The 18,169-nt window shown below is 67.2% G+C and carries 19 protein-coding genes; 17 read left to right on the forward strand and 2 right to left on the reverse strand.

From position 1 onward, the window contains the following. Window positions 1-18: 18 nt before the first annotated feature. The 3 genes from hflC to NJQ99_RS01015 all read left to right on the forward strand — a co-directional run bounded on the left by hflC (window position 19) and on the right by NJQ99_RS01015 (window position 2,852). Window positions 19-909 (forward strand): protease modulator HflC, encoded by an 891-nt coding sequence (gene hflC / locus NJQ99_RS01005; RefSeq protein ID WP_269330940.1) that lies wholly within the window; start codon window positions 19-21, stop codon window positions 907-909. Window positions 910-955: 46 nt separating this feature from the next. Next, a complete protein-coding gene (locus NJQ99_RS01010) occupies window positions 956-1,141 on the forward strand; it encodes a DUF2065 domain-containing protein (RefSeq protein ID WP_269330941.1) in 186 nt (61 codons plus the stop codon). Between the two features lie 232 nt (window positions 1,142-1,373). Then, window positions 1,374-2,852, forward strand: coding sequence for a DegQ family serine endoprotease (locus NJQ99_RS01015; RefSeq protein ID WP_269330942.1), 1,479 nt, complete (start codon window positions 1,374-1,376; stop codon window positions 2,850-2,852). A gap of 23 nt (window positions 2,853-2,875) precedes the next feature. On the opposite strand, the gene serB is transcribed toward NJQ99_RS01015, so the two are convergent. Further along, entirely contained in the window at window positions 2,876-3,793 is a 918-nt protein-coding gene (gene serB, locus NJQ99_RS01020; protein ID WP_269330943.1) for a phosphoserine phosphatase SerB, read from the reverse strand. Between the two features lie 113 nt (window positions 3,794-3,906). Between serB and miaA the strand changes: the two genes are divergently transcribed. The 8 genes from miaA to NJQ99_RS01060 all read left to right on the forward strand — a co-directional run bounded on the left by miaA (window position 3,907) and on the right by NJQ99_RS01060 (window position 11,198). Beyond that, complete coding sequence (miaA, locus tag NJQ99_RS01025; protein ID WP_269330944.1) at window positions 3,907-4,878, forward strand: tRNA (adenosine(37)-N6)-dimethylallyltransferase MiaA; 972 nt, start codon at window positions 3,907-3,909, stop codon at window positions 4,876-4,878. Window positions 4,879-5,047: 169 nt separating this feature from the next. Continuing rightward, window positions 5,048-6,811 carry an acetolactate synthase 3 large subunit gene (locus tag NJQ99_RS01030; protein WP_269330945.1) on the forward strand — a complete coding sequence of 588 codons (1,764 nt, stop codon included), beginning with the start codon at window positions 5,048-5,050 and terminating at the stop codon, window positions 6,809-6,811. Between the two features lie 153 nt (window positions 6,812-6,964). Next, entirely contained in the window at window positions 6,965-7,516 is a 552-nt protein-coding gene (gene ilvN, locus NJQ99_RS01035; RefSeq protein WP_269330946.1) for an acetolactate synthase small subunit, read from the forward strand. Beyond that, complete coding sequence (locus NJQ99_RS01040; protein ID WP_269330947.1) at window positions 7,513-8,190, forward strand: glutathione S-transferase family protein; 678 nt, start codon at window positions 7,513-7,515, stop codon at window positions 8,188-8,190. Before ilvN ends, NJQ99_RS01040 begins: the two co-directional genes overlap by 4 nt. 67 nt (window positions 8,191-8,257) lie before the next feature. Next, complete coding sequence (gene ilvC / locus NJQ99_RS01045) at window positions 8,258-9,277, forward strand: ketol-acid reductoisomerase (RefSeq protein ID WP_269330948.1); 1,020 nt, start codon at window positions 8,258-8,260, stop codon at window positions 9,275-9,277. A 212-nt stretch (window positions 9,278-9,489) separates the two neighbouring features. Further along, window positions 9,490-9,783, forward strand: coding sequence for a hypothetical protein (locus NJQ99_RS01050; protein WP_269330949.1), 294 nt, complete (start codon window positions 9,490-9,492; stop codon window positions 9,781-9,783). 157 nt (window positions 9,784-9,940) lie between these two features. Beyond that, a complete protein-coding gene (locus tag NJQ99_RS01055) occupies window positions 9,941-10,165 on the forward strand; it encodes a hypothetical protein (protein ID WP_269330950.1) in 225 nt (74 codons plus the stop codon). 277 nt (window positions 10,166-10,442) lie between these two features. Next, complete coding sequence (locus tag NJQ99_RS01060; RefSeq protein WP_269330951.1) at window positions 10,443-11,198, forward strand: hypothetical protein; 756 nt, start codon at window positions 10,443-10,445, stop codon at window positions 11,196-11,198. A gap of 142 nt (window positions 11,199-11,340) precedes the next feature. Here the strand turns inward: NJQ99_RS01060 and NJQ99_RS01065 are convergent, their stop codons facing one another. After that, window positions 11,341-11,583, reverse strand: coding sequence for a hypothetical protein (locus tag NJQ99_RS01065; RefSeq protein ID WP_269330952.1), 243 nt, complete (start codon window positions 11,581-11,583; stop codon window positions 11,341-11,343). A 179-nt stretch (window positions 11,584-11,762) separates the two neighbouring features. Between NJQ99_RS01065 and NJQ99_RS01070 the strand changes: the two genes are divergently transcribed. The 6 genes from NJQ99_RS01070 (at window position 11,763) to mrdA (ending at window position 18,166) form a co-directional block, all read left to right on the forward strand. Beyond that, window positions 11,763-11,885 carry a hypothetical protein gene (locus NJQ99_RS01070; protein WP_269330953.1) on the forward strand — a complete coding sequence of 41 codons (123 nt, stop codon included), beginning with the start codon at window positions 11,763-11,765 and terminating at the stop codon, window positions 11,883-11,885. Window positions 11,886-11,991: 106 nt separating this feature from the next. Further along, window positions 11,992-13,557: a 2-isopropylmalate synthase gene (locus NJQ99_RS01075; protein WP_269330954.1), complete on the forward strand. Its 1,566-nt coding sequence runs from the start codon at window positions 11,992-11,994 to the stop codon at window positions 13,555-13,557. 247 nt (window positions 13,558-13,804) lie between these two features. After that, window positions 13,805-14,842 carry a rod shape-determining protein gene (locus NJQ99_RS01080; protein ID WP_269330955.1) on the forward strand — a complete coding sequence of 346 codons (1,038 nt, stop codon included), beginning with the start codon at window positions 13,805-13,807 and terminating at the stop codon, window positions 14,840-14,842. A gap of 35 nt (window positions 14,843-14,877) precedes the next feature. Then, window positions 14,878-15,762 carry a rod shape-determining protein MreC gene (gene mreC, locus NJQ99_RS01085; protein ID WP_269330956.1) on the forward strand — a complete coding sequence of 295 codons (885 nt, stop codon included), beginning with the start codon at window positions 14,878-14,880 and terminating at the stop codon, window positions 15,760-15,762. 10 nt (window positions 15,763-15,772) lie between these two features. Further along, a complete protein-coding gene (mreD, locus tag NJQ99_RS01090) occupies window positions 15,773-16,285 on the forward strand; it encodes a rod shape-determining protein MreD (RefSeq protein ID WP_269330957.1) in 513 nt (170 codons plus the stop codon). Between the two features lie 9 nt (window positions 16,286-16,294). After that, window positions 16,295-18,166 carry a penicillin-binding protein 2 gene (mrdA, locus tag NJQ99_RS01095; RefSeq protein WP_269330958.1) on the forward strand — a complete coding sequence of 624 codons (1,872 nt, stop codon included), beginning with the start codon at window positions 16,295-16,297 and terminating at the stop codon, window positions 18,164-18,166. Window positions 18,167-18,169: the final 3 nt, after the last annotated feature.

Below are 18,169 nucleotides of genomic sequence, written 5' to 3' on the forward strand. Positions count from 1 at the left end.
CGAGAGGGGAGAAACGACATGACCCGCACAGGGATTATCATCGGCCTCATCATCGCGGTGCTGATCGTCGCGTCGAGCGCGCTGTTCACCGTGCGCGAGACGGAGCAGGCGCTGGTGCTGCGCTTCGGCCGCATCATCGGCGAACCGATCAGGGAACCGGGCCTGAAGTTCAAGATGCCCTTCGTCGACAATGTCGAGTTCATCGACAAGCGCGTCCTCATGGTCGAGACGCAGGAGGAGGAGGTCATCACCGCCGACAAGAAGCGCGTCCTGATGGACGCCTTCGCGCGCTACCGGATCGTCGACCCGCTGCTGTTCTACCAGACGGTGCGGACGGAGCTGGCGCTGCGCTCGCGGCTCGAGACGATCCTGAACTCCAGCCTGCGCGGGCAGATCGGCCGCTCCGACCTCTTCTCGGTGCTGTCGGGAGAGCGCGCGCAACTCATGCTCGCCATACAGGAAAGCGTGAACACGGAGGCGAAGTCGCTCGGCATCAACATCCTCGACGTGCGGATCCGGCGTGCCGACCTGCCGACCACGATCTCCGAATCGATCTACGCGCGGATGCGCACCGAGCGCGAGCGCGAGGCCCAGTCGGCCCGTTCGGAAGGTGAGGAGGAAGCCCGCCGGATCCGCGCCCGCGCCGACCGTACGGCGACCGTCCTGCTCGCCGAGGCGCGACGCGACGGCAACATCCTGCGCGGCCAGGGCGATGCGGAGCGCAACCGCATCTTCGCCGAGGCGTACAGCCAGGATCCCACGTTCTTCACGTTCTACCGCTCGATGCAGGCCTACCGGCAGGCGATGGGCGACGACACGACCACATTCGTCCTGTCGCCGGATTCCCAGTTCTTTCGGTATTTTGGGTCGCTGAGCGGTGAAGGCAGCGGCCTCAGCGCACCGAAATGAGGCCGGCAGCGCCCAAGAGGAGACGTGGACATGACCGGGGGCGGCGATGAGCGATCTCGTCGCCGCCTTCGGTTTGATGCTCGTGCTGGAAGGGGTGCTCTACGCCTTGTTTCCCGGCCTGCCCCGGCGCGTGATCGAGGTTGTGGCGGCCACGCCGGAACAGACGATTCGCCGGATCGGACTGGGCGTCGCGTTCGCGGGATTGGCACTGGTGTGGGTCGTGCGCAGCTGATGTGCGCTGTCGCGCGTGCACGATCTTTCCGGTTTCTGCCCACGTTTTGGCCACATGCGCTCATTAGCCATTCCTCCGCGGCATGCGGATCCTGGGGGATGACAGTTGCCTGAGTGGCGCGGTCGTTCCACCTTGGTCTGGCAGAGGACCGCTCCTGGTGCTTCGGCAGACTGCAGGGCAGACAAGGCATCGCCGGACGCGCGGAACAGACAAGCGAAGGCAGGTTCGACACATGATCACAGGACGATTCTTCAAGGCGGTTCGAGGGGCAGGACTCGGGCTCGCGCTTATCGGCGCCGCGGCCGTGGCCGCGGGGACTGTCCACCCCGTCTATGCCCAGCGCGGCGTGCCGGAAAGCTTCGCAGACCTGGCCGAGCAGCTGTCCCCGGCGGTCGTTAACATTGCGACGTCGCAGACGGTGCAGAGCCAGCGGCCGGATATTCCGATGCCGCAGTTCCCCCCCGGCACCCCGTTCGAAGAGTTCTTCAAGGACTTCTTCGACCGTCAGCAGCGCGGCAACGGACAACCCCGCCGCGTGCAGTCGCTGGGTTCCGGCTTCGTGATCGACGCGAGCGGCTACATCGTGACGAACAACCACGTCATCGAGGGCGCCGACGAGATCGAGGTCAATTTCGCAGACGGCAGGACGCTTCCTGCGGAACTGGTGGGCACAGACCCCAAGACCGACCTCGCGCTTCTGAAGGTCGAGCCGGAAGAGCCGCTCGTCTCCGTGTCCTTCGGCGATTCGGACGCGTCGCGCGTCGGCGAGTGGGTGATGGCCATCGGCAACCCCTTCGGGCTGGGCGGATCGGTCTCTGTGGGCATCATCTCGGCCCGCAACCGCGACATCAACGCTGGTCCCTACGACGATTTCATCCAGACCGACGCGGCGATCAACCGCGGCAACTCCGGCGGTCCGCTGTTCAACATGAACGGCGAGGTGATCGGGGTGAACACGGCGATCATCTCGCCGAGCGGCGGCTCGATCGGCATCGGTTTCGCCATCCCGTCGTCGATCGCGCAATCGGTCGTCTCGCAGCTGCGCGAGTTCGGCGAAACGCGCCGCGGCTGGCTCGGCGTGCGGATCCAGAGCGTGACCGACGAGATCGCCGAGAGCCTCGGCCTCGACCGGGCGCGCGGTGCGCTCGTGGCAGGCGTGAGCGACGGGGGCCCGGCTGCCGAAGGCGGCATCGAGCCGGGCGACGTCATCGTCTCCTTCGACGGCAAGGACGTGCTGGAAATGCGTCAACTTCCGCGCATCGTCGCCGAGACGCAGGTGGGCAAGACTGTCGACGTCGATGTCATCCGCCAGGGGGAGACGCGCACGCTGCAGGTTCGGGTGGGGCGCCTCGAAGAAGCCGAGGAGCCGGCCGCGGCGGCTGCAGGTTCCGAGGTGCCGTCGGCGGAACAGACCGTTTCCGCGCTCGGCCTGACGCTCAGCCCCCTGACCGAGGAGGCGCGCACCCAGTTCTCCGTGCCCGTAGAGGTGACGGGTGTGCTCGTCTCCGAAGTGGCAGGGGACAGCGCCGCCGCCGAGAAGGGCATCCGTCCGGGCGACGTGATCGTCGAGGTGGCGCAGCAGGAAGTCTCATCCCCCGCCGATGTCGCGCGTCTCGTCGAGGAGACGAAGGCGGGCGAGCGCAAGTCCATCCTGCTGCTGCTGAACCGCGGCGGCGATTTGCGCTTCGTCGCCGTGCGGCTCGACAAGTAGGGGGCGTGCAGGCGCGCCGCCGGTCAGCCGGCGGCGATCTCGTCCGTGCGGTATCCCTGAAGATACAGAAGCGACGTGAGGTCGCCGTGATCGATGCGGATCGCGGCGGCCTCTGCCACGATGGGCTTGGCCCTGTAGGCGACGCCGAAGCCCGCGTGGGCGAGCATTTCCAGGTCGTTCGCGCCGTCGCCGACGGCAAGCGTCTGGTGCGGCGCGAGGCCGAGCCGGTCACGGGTGGAAATCAGCGTCGCACGCTTCGCCGCACGGCCCAGGATCGGCGGAATGACGGCCCCCGTCAGGCGCCCGTCGGCGGTTTCCAGCCGGTTGGCGAGGTTCTCCGCAAATCCCAGGTACGCGGCGACCCGTTCGGTGAAGAAGGTGAAGCCGCCGGACACGATCACCGTATGCGCACCGTTGCGCGCCATCGTCTGCGCCAGCGAGCGCGCGCCTGCCATGAAGCGGATGCGGCTGCGGTAGGTGTCTTCCAGCGCGCCGACCGGCAGATCCTTCAGCAGGCCGACCCGCTCGGTCAGTGCGGCCTCGAAATCCAGTTCGCCGCGCATCGCCCGTTCCGTGATGGCCGCGACATGCGCGCCGATCCCGGCCACGTCGGCCAGTTCGTCGATGCACTCGTTCTCGATCAGGGTGGAGTCCATGTCGGCCACGAGCAGTTTCTTGCGCCGCCCGTCCGCAGGCACCGCGTTCGCGTCGACGGGCAGGCCGGAGAGCGCCTCGCGCACCGCCGCAAGGACCGCGTCCGTATCGTCGGCGAGGATGCCCATCTCCGCCGCGACGCCGTCGGCAAGCCAGGCCGGTGCGGCCAGCGCAGCCGCCCCCGTGTGCCCTGCGACCGCGCGCAGAACGTCCGCATCGAGCGCGGGCATCGAGGAGGCGCAGGTCAGAACCAGGACGTGATCTGCGCGCGATGCGGTCTGTGACATGGACAGGAAACCTTCGCCAGAAAAACCCGCGCCTACATCGCCTCCCGCCCCCTTCAGGGCAAGGGGGAAGTTGATATGGTGAGGGCGGAACCCCGATGGCGGCGGATGGGTACATGACGGAAGGTGCACAAGCCGGAGGAGGCGGGCAACGGCCTTCCGCGGTCCTGATCGCGGGGCCCACCGCCAGCGGCAAGACGGCGCTGGCGGTGGCGGTCGCAGAACGTCTCGGCGCCGACGTCGTCAACGCCGACTCCATGCAGGTCTACCGCGACCTGCCGATCCTCTCCGCACAGCCGGCAGAAGACGAGCGGCGCGGCATCCCGCATCATCTCTTCGGTCATGTCCCGGCATCGGTCGCCTATTCGGCGGGCCAGTGGCTGCGGGACGCGGGCGCTGTGCTCGACCGGCTCGAGGCCGAGGGCCGCATGGCCGTGATCGTCGGCGGCACAGGACTCTATTTCAAGGCGCTGACCGAGGGGCTGTCCGAGATCCCGGCCATTCCGCCCGCCGTGCGGGAGGCGGCGCGCGCGCGGCTGGCGGCGGTTGGGTCCGTAGCCATGCACGCCGAACTCGCTGTGCGGGATCCCGAAGCCGCGGCGTCGATCCGCCCAGGCGACGGGCAGCGCATCGTGCGCGCGTGGGAGGTGCTCGAGGCGACGGGCCGTCCGCTCGCCGCCTGGCAGGCCGCCGCCGCAGCCCCGCGTCTGCCGCTGTCGCGCACCGTGCCGGTCGTGCTGACGCCGCCGCGCGACTGGCTCTACGCCCGCATCGACGCGCGCTTCGACGCGATGATGGCGGCGGGCGCGCTGGAGGAGGTGCGGGCGCTTGGCGCCCAGAACCTTTCCCCCGAGCTTCCGGCCATGCGTGCGCTCGGTGTGCCAGACCTTCTGGCCCACCTGCGCGGCGAGGTTTCGTGCGCCGACGCGGCGGCCGCGGCCAAGACCGCTTCCCGCCGCTACGCCAAGCGCCAGATGACCTGGGCGCGCACTCAGATGATTGCGTGGAGTGCGCTTGTTGAGAAAGAAAATGACAAAAGGATAGCCCTTATCTTTCACTTTCTTTGCGAAAACGGGTTGACCCCATGAAGCGTCGGGGCTAGCGTGCCGCCGCCGTCGCGAGGCCAGGCTGTCGCGAGGCAACCGCATGGCGGTTTGGGAAACCAGGCCGCCTGATCTTTTTGTTGCGTTGGAAGTTCCCTGAGGGCCGAATCCGGTCCGAAGGTTCGCAAGCTGATCGAGGAAGGAAATCGCGACCATGTCCGCGCAGGAAATGACCGGAGCAGAAGCCGTTCTGAAGGCCCTTGTCGACCAGGGTGTCGAGGTGGTGTTCGGATATCCCGGCGGCGCGGTACTTCCCATTTACGACGAGCTGTTCAAGCAGAACTCGATCCGCCACATCCTCGTCCGGCACGAACAGGGTGCCGTGCATGCCGCAGAGGGCTATGCGCGCGCGACCGGCAAGCCTGGCGTCGTCCTCGTCACCTCCGGCCCCGGCGCGACCAATGCGGTCACGGGTCTGACGGATGCGCTGATGGATTCGATCCCGATCGTCTGCCTGACCGGGCAGGTGCCGACGCACCTGATCGGCAACGACGCCTTCCAGGAGGCGGACACCGTCGGCATCACGCGCCCCTGCACCAAGCACAACTGGCTGGTGCGGGAGCCTGACGCGCTCGCGCGTACGCTGCACGAGGCGTTCTACGTCGCGACAAGCGGGCGTCCCGGCCCGGTCGTCGTCGACATCCCCAAGGACGTGCAGTTCTCGAAGTGCCGCTACACCGGGCCGCAGAACATCAAGCACCGCTCCTACCAGCCCCGCGTCAAGGGCGACCTGGACAAGATCCGCGAGGCGGTCCGCCTGATCGCGGAGGCGAAGCGGCCGATCTTCTACACCGGCGGCGGCGTCATCAACTCGGGCCCGGAGGCGAGCCATCTGCTGCGGGAGCTTGTGCGCGCGACGGGCTTCCCGATCACATCGACGCTGATGGGGCTCGGCGCCTATCCGGCCTCGGACAAGCAGTGGCTGGGCATGCTCGGCATGCACGGCACCTACGAGGCCAATTGGGCGATGCACGACTGCGACCTGATGATCTGCATCGGGGCGCGCTTCGACGACCGCGTGACGGGGCGTCTGGACGCCTTCGCGCCGCACTCGAAGAAGATCCACGTCGACATCGATCCGTCCTCGATCAACAAGAACGTCCGCGTGGACGTGCCGATCGTCGGCGACGTGGCCCACGTTCTCGAGGACATGCTGCGCATCTACCGGTCCGAAGCCGTCCAGCCCGACAAGAAGGCGCTTGCAGCCTGGTGGAAGCAGATCGAAGGCTGGCGGGCGCGCGATTGCCTGGCGTTCCGGCAGAACGGCAGCGTCATCAAGCCGCAGTACGCGATCCGGCGCCTCTACGAGGCCACGAAGGGCCGCGACAGCTACATCTCGACCGAGGTCGGGCAGCATCAGATGTGGGCAGCGCAGTTCTACGGCTTCGAGGAGCCGAACCGCTGGCTCACCTCCGGCGGCCTCGGCACCATGGGCTACGGCCTGCCGGCGGCCATCGGCGTGCAGATCGCGCACCCGGATGCGACCGTGATCGACATCGCGGGCGAGGCCTCGATCCTGATGAACATCCAGGAGCTTGCGACGGCGGTCCAGTACCGGTTGCCCGTGAAGGTGTTCATCCTGAACAACCAGTACATGGGCATGGTGCGCCAGTGGCAGGAACTGCTGCATGGCGGGCGCTATTCGGAGAGCTATTCGGCGGCGCTGCCCGACTTCGTGAAGCTGGCCGAAGCCTTTGGCGGCGTCGGCATCCGGGCGGAGGATCCGGCCACGCTCGACGACAAGATCGCCGAGATGCTGGCCGTGACAGACCGGCCCGTGGTGTTCGACTGTCTCGTCGACCAGCAGGAGAACTGCTTCCCGATGATCCCCTCCGGCAAGGCGCACAACGAGATGATCCTCGGCGCCGACGACGAGGAGCGCACCGAGATCGACGAGGAAGGAAAGATCCTCGTCTGACACCGTCCGACGCGCCTGCCCTGCGGAGCGGAAAGGCCGGCTGCTCCGGCTGGCTCGCCATTCCGCAGGAACGGGCATTCACGTCATTTGTTCTTTTTCAGACGCGCGGGCATTGGGCTATAAGCCCCGCGCGAGGGGGCAGGGGATACCGCCATGAGAGCGCCAGAACCCATCCGGCAACATACCATCGCCGTTCTCGTCGACAACGAGTCCGGCGTGCTGGCCCGCGTCATCGGCCTGTTTTCCGGGCGCGGCTACAACATCGAGAGCCTGACCGTCGCAGAAGTTGATTCGGCAAAGAACCTTTCCCGTATTACGATTGTGACAAGCGGGACCGAGATGGTCATCGAGCAGATCAAGAACCAGCTCGACCGGCTCGTTCCCGTGCATACGGTCATCGACCTCACGATCGAGGGGCCGTCGCTGGAGCGCGAGCTGGCTCTGGTGAAGGTGCGCTCGACGGGCGACAAGCGGGTCGAGGCTCTGCGCCTTGCGGATGCGTTCCGGGCCCGCGTGGTCGATACGACCCACGAGAGCTTCGTGTTCGAGCTGACGGGAGCAACCTCGAAGATCGACGCATTCGTCACTCTGATGCGTCCTCTCGGCCTGAACGATGTCGCGCGGACCGGGGTCGTGGCCATCAAGCGGGGCGTAGAGCCCCTGGTGGACATGAAGACGGCTTCGCAAGGAGAGAAGTTCAGATGATCGAGTTGTACGGGTTCCATTACTCGCCGGCAGTGCGTGAGGTTCGGGTTGCGTTGGAGGTCAAGGGCCTCGCCTACTCCTACGATCCCCTGGACCCGTACGCCGACCGTGACCGGCTGGCGCAGCTCAATCCCTCGGGGCGTGTACCCGTCCTGCGCGACGGTGCCGCGGCAATGACCAACGCGGTCGACATCTTCGCCCACCTGGAGCGGACCTATCCCGGCGTGCCGCTGTTGCCGTCGGTGTCGCCCGCGCGGGAGCAGGCCGCCCAGGCCCATGTCTTCGCCAACAACGAGCTTCTGATGGCTATGTCGGGCCGGGTGTTCTTCCAGCGGGTCATCCGCCAGCTTCACCTCGGCCAGCCCTCCGACGAGGCTGTGGTGCAGCAGGCGTTGAGCGTGGAGGTTCCTTCGCTGCTGCAGCGCCTCGAAGTGGCGCTGCCGGAAACCGGCTTCCTGTGCGGCGGCCTGTCGATCGCGGATATCTCGATCGGGGCCAGCTTGCGCGCAGGCCTGCTGGCCGGCGTGCGCGTCGACCGCGCGAACTATCCGCGGCTTGCAAATTATCTCGCGGCAGTCTTCTCGATCCCGGCGTTCGTCCGGGTGATCGCCGAGGAAGACACGCTCGCCCCGTTCCAGCAGGCTTACCAGTACTATGGCTGGGGACTGAGTTGACGCGGCCCCGTTCTGGCCGGTCCTGACAGCCGACACCGACCCTACAGACCAAAGGAGACAGAAACGAATGCGCGTTTATTACGACCGGGATGCGGACCTGAACCTGATCAAGGGGAAGAAGGTCGCGATCGTCGGCTACGGCAGCCAGGGCCATGCACACGCGTTGAACCTGCGCGATTCCGGCGTCAAGGACGTCGCCATCGCGCTGCGGCCCGGTTCGGCGTCCGCCAAGAAGGCCGAGGGCGAGGGGCTCAAGGTCCTGTCCGTGGCCGATGCGGCGAAGTGGGCCGACGTGATCATGATGCTCACGCCGGATGAGCTGCAGGCCGAGATCTATGCCGAGCATATCGCCCCCAACCTGCGCGACGGCGCGGCGCTGGCGTTTGCGCACGGCCTCAATATCCATTTCAGCCTGATCGAGCCGAAGCCGACCGTCGACGTGATCATGATCGCGCCGAAGGGGCCGGGCCACACCGTGCGCTCGGAATACAAGCGCGGCGGCGGCGTGCCCTGCCTCATCGCCATCGCGCAGGATGCGACCGGCAATGCCCATGACGTCGCCCTGTCCTATGCCTCAGCCATCGGCGGCGGCCGCTCGGGCGTGATCGAGACAACGTTCCGCGAGGAGTGCGAGACCGACCTTTTCGGCGAGCAGGCGGTGCTCTGCGGCGGCCTCGTGGAGCTGATCCGCGCTGGCTACGAGACGCTGACGGAGGCGGGCTACGCCCCGGAGATGGCGTACTTCGAGTGCCTGCACGAGGTGAAGCTGATCGTTGACCTGATCTACGAGGGCGGCATCGCGAACATGAACTACTCCATCTCCAACACGGCGGAGTACGGCGAGTACAAGACCGGTCCGCGCATCGTCACGCCGGAGACGAAGGCGGAAATGAAGCGCGTGCTGGACGACATCCAGTCAGGCCGCTTCACCCGCGACTGGATGCTGGAGTGCAAGGCCGGCCAGCCGAGCTTCAAGGCCACGCGCCGCCTCAACGACGCCCATCCCATCGAGGAGGTGGGGGCCCGCCTGCGCGGCATGATGCCGTGGATCAAGGCGAACGCGCTCGTCGACAAGGACAAGAACTGAGCCATTCGGGCCAGGGCCCATTCTGGCAGTGCGGGAGAGGGCGGCTTCGGCCGCCCTTTTTCGTTGTGTGTTTCAATCCTTGACACGGGGTGTAGAATGTCTAAATTTGGGACATCCGCGCTCCGCTGGGCTCGTCGCCCTGATCAGCTCCGCGGGCAGGTGCTGCCGTTTGCGCGCCGCTGCATGTTTTCAACAGTATTGGAGTATTGGCGATGGCGATCACGAATTCGACCGGCGTGTCGGATGTTACGGGTGGGGCTGCCTCTGGCGGCATCGCGGAAAACGCCCAGATGTTCAGGGATCTCATGGAGGGCGCGCCCGTTGCGGGGACGGGCGGGGAACCGGTGCGGGATATTTCGGGTTGGCCGACGCCGCCCGAAGGGCTGCCGGACAGCAAGCCGGAAGGCTCCGTCGACACGGGACCGAATCCGGGCGGCCTCCCGAGCGATACCATTCCGGTGATCCCGAGCGATACGGTACCGGTCCCGCCGGGCGCCACGATCTGATCTGCTTTCGTGCATCGGGGCGGGGTGGCTCGGCCACCGTGCCCGGAGCATGTCTGCACGCCTGTGCAGAATCCCGACACGCGCATCTCCTGGGCCGGGCGGCCGTGAACAGACCGCGCAGAATGTTCAGCAACGACCTCAACAGGAGATGTGAGTTATGTCTGTGATCGATTTTGGAGGTGTGTCCGGTGCAGAGGCCTTCGGGCCTGCGGAGGGCGCTCCGGCGCCGGCCGAATTCCAGAGCGCGCTCCTCACCGGGAGCAATCCGACCGATGAGAATGGCACCGACGAGAACGGCGACGGCGTGATCATCACCGATCCGAGCGTTCCGGCGCCGTGGCCGTGCGATTACGACGACGGTTCCAACCCGGCGTGCGGCTGAGGCCCGCATCGCGCCCCGGCCCCGGGCAGCGTGTCCGGGCCATGCGCATGTGAGCCGCCAGCGGCGGCGCTTGAGAGAAGACGAAAGGGGCGGCTTCGGCCGCCCCTTTTGCGTCAATCTGAGACATTTTGTGCTTGCATATGTCAACCCTCTGTATATGCTTTCCTTCATCAGGGCCGATAGCTGAGCCTCCCAAGGCTGTGAACAGACCCTCTGGCCCGATCTTTTGGTCTGTGGCTTTCGCGGTGACGCCGCGAGTTGCTTGGGAGGTTGAATCATGTCTCATCGCAGTGCGCATTCCGTTCTCTTCGCCGCCGATGGCGCGGACGACATCGCGTTCCGTCCCGTTCGGGCCGCTTGCCAGGTGGTCATTTTCGGCAAGATCGCCGATGCCGTGACCGGCGGCGGCGACGGCGGGGGCCTGCTCGGCGGCATCATGGGCGGCGGCGGCCCGCTCGGTGGCCTTGTCGATGCCGGTCTCGGCGCGCTCGGCCTCGAGGAGTTTGCGCCCTTCGTCGGGATCGGCGTCAATCTGCTGAGCGGCAACTATCTCGGCGCGGCGCAGGGCCTCGCGGGTACCTTCGGCGCTCCGGACGCCGTGAACGACATGCTGGGCGGCACTGGGCCGTTCGCCGGCCTGTTCAACGGCGAGGGTTTTGACCCGTTCGCTGCGCTCACGTCCCTCAAGGGTCTCGGCGGCGGGGTCGGCGAGGCGGCCGACCTGGCGCTGACCTTCGGCGAAACGCTGAAGGACGGTTTCCAGCGCGAGGACCTCGCGGCGCTGGAGCCCTTCCTCCAATCGGTGAACCCCGATGTGGCGAACGCCGCGCAGGGCGTGATCGGCGCGCTGAACGGCGGTGACCTGGAAGGGGCGTTCAACGCCCTGCAGTTCGGCCTCTCCGGTGTCGAGGGCGTGGGGCAGACCCTGGCCTTCGTCGGCACGGTGGCCGGCGGCAACATCGACGCCAGCCAGCTGACGGACTTCAGCGGACTTCCGAACCTGATCATGAACCTGACCGGCGGCAATTCGTAAGCACGCCGATTTGCGCCGGGGCCGGGTGGGCCGGCCCCCATGCGCACAACCGTCCTGGAACATTGGGGCAAGATGTTCTGGCAGTCTTTCGCAGCACCCCGGCGGTTGGCCCCGCCGGGGTGTCCTGCTTTTCGCGGCCGGTTCAGTTGATGCCGAGGATCGCCTTGGCCTTGGCGAGCGTGTCGACCGAGGCCTGGTGATTGCCGGCCTTGTGCTGCTGCTCGCCCTCGGCGCGCAGTTCTTTCACTTCCGCCATCTGCGCGTCGGACAGGTTGGCGGTCTTCAGCGCCTCGTCGATCTGCGCCATGTGCTTCGGGCAACTGGACGCGAACGCCGGCCCGGCGAAGAGGGCGAGCACGGCGGCGGTTGCGAGGGTCTTCTTCATCACAAATCCTCCCGATCAAGTGGATTTCGGATCTGCCGCGACCCGGGTCGGTGCCGGGCGCAGACAGACACATAGACCGCAGCAAGCAGCTGTTTAGTCCCTGGCGCGAAAGATTGAGGCTTGAACGCCACGGCTTCTTGCGTTTTATTTCCTCCCTGAGTTCGAGCGTAACGGAAACCATGACCCAGTTCGCGACCATCGATGCGGCGACCGCCGGGCAGCAGGATCTGCGCCCCGGTGCGGTGCTGTGCGGTCGCGGTGCGGCGCCGCTCGGCCTTCTTCTTCTCCTTATCTGCCCCTGAGCGTTGGCATGGCGCCGCGGGCGCCGGACGCTTGGGGGGGAAAAGCCGGAGCGCAAGGCCCGGAACACACTCATTGTGACCCGATTTTCCGACAAGGACTGCCGAGATGACACCGCAAGAGATCAACGATTCCAACTACGTCCGCATCTTCGACACGACGCTGCGCGACGGCGAGCAGAGCCCCGGCGCCTCCATGACGCTGGCCGAGAAGCTGAAGGTCGCAGAAGTTCTCGACGACATGGGCGTCGATGTGATCGAGGCGGGCTTCCCCATCGCCTCGAACGGCGACTTCGAGGCCGTGCGCGAGGTTGCCAAGCTGATGAAGCGCTCGACCGTGGCGGGCCTCTGCCGTGCCTCCAAGGTCGACATCGACCGCGCCTGGGAAGCGCTGCGCCACGCGAAGAGCCCGCGCATCCACACCTTCATCTCCACCTCGCCGCTGCACATGAAGGTCAAGCTGCAGATGGACCCCGAAGACGTGGTGGCCGCGATCCACGAGAGCGTGTCGCACGCCAGGCGCTATTGCGAGGACGTGGAATGGTCGGCCGAGGACGGCACGCGCACCGAGCCCGATTTCCTGTGCCGCATCGTCGAGACAGCGATCGCGGCCGGCGCCACGACCATCAACATCCCGGACACGGTCGGATACACGACGCCGGACGAGTATTTCGACATGTTCCGCATGGTCCGCGAGCGGGTGCCGAACGCCGACAAGGCGGTCTTCTCGGCCCATTGCCACAACGACCTTGGTCTGGCGGTCGCGAACTCGCTGGCGGCGGTGCGCGCCGGCGTGCGCCAGATCGAGTGCACGATCAACGGCCTGGGCGAGCGGGCGGGCAACGCCGCGATGGAGGAGATCGTCATGGCGCTGCGCGTGCGCCATGACGCCATGCCCTATGAGACCGGCATCGATTCCACCTATCTGACGCGGGCCTCCAAGCTCGTCTCGCAGGTGTCGGGGTTCCCCGTGCAGTACAACAAGGCGATCGTCGGCAAGAACGCCTTCGCGCACGAGAGCGGCATCCACCAGGACGGGATGCTGAAGGACGCCCAGACCTACGAGATCATGACCCCGGAATCGGTCGGCCTGAACAAGTCGAACCTGGTGATGGGAAAGCATTCCGGCCGTCACGCCTTCAAGGAGAAGCTGAAGGACCTGGGCTACGCGCTGGGCGACAATGCCTTCCAGGAGGCGTTCTCCCGCTTCAAGGACCTCGCCGACCGCAAGAAGAACGTCTACGACGAGGACATCGTGGCACTGGTCGACGACGAGCTGAACCGGGCCGGCGACCGCATCCGCGTGAAGTCGCTGCGCATCGCGTGCGGCACCGACGTGGTGCAGACCGCCGACCTGACGCTGGAAATCGACGGCAAGGTGTCTTCGGCCTCCATGTCCGGAGACGGCCCGGTGGACGCGATCTTCAAGGCGATCAAGAAGCTGACGGGCGAGTATCCGCACCTGGCGCTCTACCAGGTGCACGCGGTCACGGGCGGCACGGACGCGCAAGCCGAGGTCTCGGTGCGGCTGGAGGACGAGGGCCACGTCGCCTCCGGCCAGGGCGCCGACACCGACACGCTGGTCGCGTCGGCCAAGGCTTATGTCAACGCACTCAACCGGCTGATCGTCCGCCGCGAGAAGAGCGCACCGCAGGGGCTGCAGGCCTCGGCCTGATCCAGGCGCCCCCGATTCGCACCGAAGGGGCCGGCGGAATCCATCCGCCGGCCCCTTCTGCTGCGCTTCTTCGTTAAAAAATTCTGCCGGAACAACGCAGATGGTGGAGAATCGTTAACCCTGCCGCGTTACACCTTTCTCACCATCAGCCGGAGGGCTATAAAGGGAGCAGGGTGCTCGTGTCCGGTGTAATTGCCCCAACATGGCCGCCGGCGGCGCCGCAACGCATGCACGGGAAAGAATTTTCATGCTGGCTGGCCTCTTCGGCATGTTCTCATCGGACATGGCCATCGATCTCGGGACGGCGAACACGCTCGTCTATGTGAAAGGCCGGGGCATCGTCCTCAACGAGCCCTCCGTCGTCGCCATCAAGGAAGTGGGCGGCAAGAAGCAGGTTCTCGCCGTGGGCGAGGAAGCCAAGCTGATGCTTGGCCGCACCCCAGGAAACATCCAGGCGATCCGGCCGATGCGCGATGGCGTCATCGCCGACTTCGAGGTCGCCGAGGAGATGATCAAGCACTTCATCAAGAAGGTGCACAAGCGCGCCTCCTTCGCCTATCCGCGCGTGGTGATCTGCGTGCCGTCTGGTTCCACCGCCGTTGAGCGGAAGGCGATCAAGGAATCGGCGGAGCTTGCGGGTTCGCGCCGCGTCGGCCTGATCGAGGAGCCGATGGCCGCCGCTATCGGCGCCGGACTGCCGGTGACGGAGCCGACGGGCTCCATGGTCGTCGACATCGGCGGCGGCACGACGGAGGTCGCGGTGATCTCGCTCGGCGGCATCGTCTACAAGCGGTCGGTGCGGATCGGCGGCGACAAGATGGACGAGGCGATCATCGCCTTCATCCGCCGCGCCCATAACCTGCTGATCGGGGAGGCGAGCGCGGAGCGGATCAAGAAACAGATCGGCTCGGCGCGCCAGCCGCAGGATGGCGAAGGTCCGCACATGGAGATCAAGGGCCGCGACCTGATGAACGGCGTGCCCAAGGAGATCTCCGTCTCGCGCGCCCAGATCGCCGAGGCGATCGCGGAGCCGGTGAGCCAGATCGTCGAGGCGGTGAAACTCGCGCTCGAGGCAACCCCGCCGGAACTTGCAGCCGATATCGTCGACAAGGGCATCATGCTGACGGGCGGCGGCGCGCTGCTCGACTCCATCGACGTGGTGATCCGCGAGGCGACGGGCCTGCCCGTGACCATCGCGGAGGAGCCGCTGTCCTGTGTCGCCCTCGGCACGGGCAAGGCGCTCGAGCACAAGAGCGCGCTCAACCAGCTTCTGGCAGAGGTCTGACCTCGAAGGTCTGAAGGAAGGGGGAGCGAACCGGCATGGCGGAACCGCGGCTCCAGTTCCGGCGCGGCGCGCGCCAGTCCGTTGCCGGCCCCGCCGGCCGCGGGCTGGCGATCTTCCTCGTGCTCGCCGTGGCGCTGTTCGCGGCGGAGCGGACGCGAGTCGTCTCGACCGCCGGTCTGCGGGCCGCCGTGGACGACGCGCTTGCGCCAGTCCTCGGCCTCGCGCGGGAGCCGGTCGCGGCTGCCGGGCGGGCGGTGGAGACGGTCGCCCAATATCTTCGCGTCTACGAGGAGAACGCCCGCCTGCGGGAGGAAAACACCCGCCTGCTCGCATGGCAGTCGGTCGCGCTGCGGCTGGAGCAGGAGAACGCCGCGCTGCGCGCGCTTGGACGCTACGACGCGATGGAGACGGCGACCTTCGCATCGGCGCGCGTGGTGGCCGATGCGGGCGGACCGTTCGCGCGGACACTGCTGCTCGACCAGGGCAGCGAGGCCGGGATCGCGCGAGGGGATGCGGTGGTTGCAGCCGCCGGGCTGATCGGCCGCGTGGTGCAGGTGGGCCGCACATCGGCGCGGGTGCTGCTGCTCACCGACCTCAACAGCCACGTGCCAGTCATGGTTGAGCAGACCCGGGACCGCGGAATGTTGACGGGCCGCAACGCACCGCTGCCCCGGCTCGATTTCCTGACCGGCGATACACCGCCGGCGCGCGGGGCGCGGTTGCTCACGTCGGGCGATGGCGGGGTTTTTCCGCCGAACCTGCCCGTGGGCACCGTGAAGTCCATCGACCGGTCCGGCGCGCAGGTGTCGCTGTTCGCCGACCTGGAGCGGCTGGACTATGTGCGCGTCATGCGGCGCGCAGAGCATCGGCCCGGCAGCGACTTCGGGGCGGAGGCCGGGACGTCCGGCCCCGGCACCTGAGGCGGCGGCCGTGGCAGCGCTTCCGCGCAGTGGACGTGCGGCGCTCGTCTCGGCAGTTCCCGTGGCGACCTGCACCCTTGTCATGCTGTTCGGCGCCGCGCTGACCGGTACGGCCATCGCCCCGATCGTCGCGCCCCCGCTGGCCGTGGCCGCGATCTATTTCTGGACGCTGAACCGCGCGGACCTCATGCCGGTCGCGGCTGCGTTCTGCGTCGGGCTGGTGCAGGACTTCGTCTCCGGAACGCCGCTCGGCGCCTGGGCACTGGCTGCCACGCTCGTCTGCGGGATGACGCACGGTCAGCGGCGTGCCCTGGCACTGCGGCCGTTTCCGATTGCCTGGCTGGCGTTTGCCGGTATCGCCGGCGTCGCGATGCTGGTGATCTGGGGGCTCGTGTCCATCGCCGCGTTTGCACCGCCGCCGGTGTCGCCGGTGCTGATCCAGTATCTGCTGCTGTTGGGCGCCTATCCGCCGATTGCGCTGGTGCTGGGGCGCGTGCAGCTTGCAACGCTGCGCTATGCGTGAGGGAGAGCGATGAACTCGACCGCGCGCCAGCATGAACGAAGTTTCACCCGCAGGGCGCTGTTGCTCGGCGGCTTGCAGTTGGGTGCATTCGTGGTGCTCGGGGGGCGCCTCTACCAGTTGCAGGTGGTGGACGGGGAGCAGTTCCTTCTTCGTGCCGAGGACAACCGGATCAACATGCGCCTGCTGGTGCCGGAGCGTGGCCGGATCCTCGACCGCAACGGACGCCCGCTTGCCGTGAACCGTCCGAATTACCGCGTGCTCATCGTCCCGGAGGACACCGAGGACATGGAGGCGACGCTCGACGCCGTCGCCGGCATCGTTCCTCTCGACGAGAAGACCCGCCAGCGTGTGCGCCGGGACGTTGCGCGCAACCGCTCGTTCGTGCCTGTCACGGTGGTCGAGAATCTCGACTGGGAGACCTTCGCGGCGGTGAATGCGCACCTGCCCTCGTTGCCGGGCGCCGTACCCGATGTGGGTGCCGCGCGGGATTATCCGCTGGGTCACACCGCTGCGCATCTCGTCGGATACGTCAGCAACGTGTCCGAGCGCGACGTCGCGGCAGAGCCCGACAATCCCCTGCTCGGCCAGCCGGCCTTTCGCATCGGCAAGGGCGGGGTCGAGAAGGAACAGGACCTGGTGCTGCGCGGCCAGGCGGGATCGAGCCGCGTCGAGGTGAATTCGATGGGGCGGGTGATCCGCGAGGTCGGGCGCAGCGATGCCGTCGCGGGCCAGGACGTGACCCTGACCATCGATGCCGACCTGCAGGAGTACGCCTTTGCCCGGCTGTCGGGCGAGAGTGCCGCGGCCTGTGTCATGGACGTGCGGGTCGGCGATGTGCGCGCGCTCGTCTCCACGCCCGGCTACGACCCCAATTCCTTCGTTACCGGCATCTCGCGCAAGGACTGGCAGGCGCTGCTCGCCGATCCCTACAATCCGCTGCTCAACAAGGCGATCGCGGGTCAGTATCCGCCCGGTTCGACCTTCAAGATGCTGGTCGCGATGGCGGCGCTGGAAAGCGGTGCGGTCGATCCCGGGCACACGGTCGTCTGCAACGGCAGCTACCGGCTCGGCAACCACACCTTCCATTGCTGGCGTCGCGGCGGGCACGGGAGGGTCGACTTCAAGGACTCGCTGAAGCACTCGTGCGACGTATTCTACTACGACATCGCGCGCCGGACCGGCATCGACCAGATCGAGGCGATGGCGAAGGCCTTCGGGATCGGCACGCGCCTCGACATCGGCCTGCCGTCGGAGGGCGAGGGGCTGATGCCTTCGCGCGAATGGGTGCGGGCTGCCAAGGGGCGGAGCTGGCTACAGGGCGAGACGCTCATCACGGGGATCGGCCAGGGGGCCGTCCTCGCCACGCCGCTGCAGCTTGCGACCATGACCGCACGCATCGCCAACGGCGGACTGGCGATCCGGCCACGCCTGTTCCGCGCGGTTGGCGGGCAGGAGCTGGAGGTGCCGCCGCTGCGCCAGATCCCGGTGTCGGACGCGGTCATGCGCGTCGTCCGCGAGGGCATGGATGCGGTGTCGAACGAGCAGGGCGGAACCGCCTATCGCAGCCGCATCGCGCACGAGGGGCTGGAGATTGCCGGGAAGACAGGCACCTCGCAGGTTCGCCGTATCACCAAGGCGGAGCGTGCCCGCGGCGTGACGCGGAACGAGGATCTGCCCTGGAACCGCCGCGACCACGCGCTGTTCGTGGCCTACGCGCCGCGCCACGACCCGCGCTACGCGATCTCGGTGGTGGTCGAGCATGGCAGCAGCGGTTCGGGGGCTGCAGCCCCGGTGGCGCGCGACATCCTGATGGAGACGATCCGGCGCGACCCGATCCTTTCGGCGCGCCTGCGCGAGGATACGGACGTGGAAAGGTCCTGAGGC

Origin of the sequence: Futiania mangrovi (assembly GCF_024158125.1) — a bacterium.
Taxonomy (GTDB): domain Bacteria; phylum Pseudomonadota; class Alphaproteobacteria; order Futianiales; family Futianiaceae; genus Futiania; species Futiania mangrovi.

Bases quoted from the DNA above. Each gene is read 5' to 3' on its own strand.
- hflC (WP_269330940.1), top strand. From the start codon at position 19: ATGACCCGCACAGGGATTATCATCGGCCTCATCATCGCGGTGCTGATC.
- NJQ99_RS01010 (WP_269330941.1), top strand. From the start codon at position 956: ATGAGCGATCTCGTCGCCGCCTTCGGTTTGATGCTCGTGCTGGAAGGG.
- NJQ99_RS01015 (WP_269330942.1), top strand. From the start codon at position 1,374: ATGATCACAGGACGATTCTTCAAGGCGGTTCGAGGGGCAGGACTCGGG.
- serB (WP_269330943.1), bottom strand. From the start codon at position 3,793: ATGTCACAGACCGCATCGCGCGCAGATCACGTCCTGGTTCTGACCTGC.
- miaA (WP_269330944.1), top strand. From the start codon at position 3,907: ATGACGGAAGGTGCACAAGCCGGAGGAGGCGGGCAACGGCCTTCCGCG.
- NJQ99_RS01030 (WP_269330945.1), top strand. From the start codon at position 5,048: ATGTCCGCGCAGGAAATGACCGGAGCAGAAGCCGTTCTGAAGGCCCTT.
- ilvN (WP_269330946.1), top strand. From the start codon at position 6,965: ATGAGAGCGCCAGAACCCATCCGGCAACATACCATCGCCGTTCTCGTC.
- NJQ99_RS01040 (WP_269330947.1), top strand. From the start codon at position 7,513: ATGATCGAGTTGTACGGGTTCCATTACTCGCCGGCAGTGCGTGAGGTT.
- ilvC (WP_269330948.1), top strand. From the start codon at position 8,258: ATGCGCGTTTATTACGACCGGGATGCGGACCTGAACCTGATCAAGGGG.
- NJQ99_RS01050 (WP_269330949.1), top strand. From the start codon at position 9,490: ATGGCGATCACGAATTCGACCGGCGTGTCGGATGTTACGGGTGGGGCT.
- NJQ99_RS01055 (WP_269330950.1), top strand. From the start codon at position 9,941: ATGTCTGTGATCGATTTTGGAGGTGTGTCCGGTGCAGAGGCCTTCGGG.
- NJQ99_RS01060 (WP_269330951.1), top strand. From the start codon at position 10,443: ATGTCTCATCGCAGTGCGCATTCCGTTCTCTTCGCCGCCGATGGCGCG.
- NJQ99_RS01065 (WP_269330952.1), bottom strand. From the start codon at position 11,583: ATGAAGAAGACCCTCGCAACCGCCGCCGTGCTCGCCCTCTTCGCCGGG.
- NJQ99_RS01070 (WP_269330953.1), top strand. From the start codon at position 11,763: ATGACCCAGTTCGCGACCATCGATGCGGCGACCGCCGGGCAGCAGGAT.
- NJQ99_RS01075 (WP_269330954.1), top strand. From the start codon at position 11,992: ATGACACCGCAAGAGATCAACGATTCCAACTACGTCCGCATCTTCGAC.
- NJQ99_RS01080 (WP_269330955.1), top strand. From the start codon at position 13,805: ATGCTGGCTGGCCTCTTCGGCATGTTCTCATCGGACATGGCCATCGAT.
- mreC (WP_269330956.1), top strand. From the start codon at position 14,878: ATGGCGGAACCGCGGCTCCAGTTCCGGCGCGGCGCGCGCCAGTCCGTT.
- mrdA (WP_269330958.1), top strand. From the start codon at position 16,295: ATGAACTCGACCGCGCGCCAGCATGAACGAAGTTTCACCCGCAGGGCG.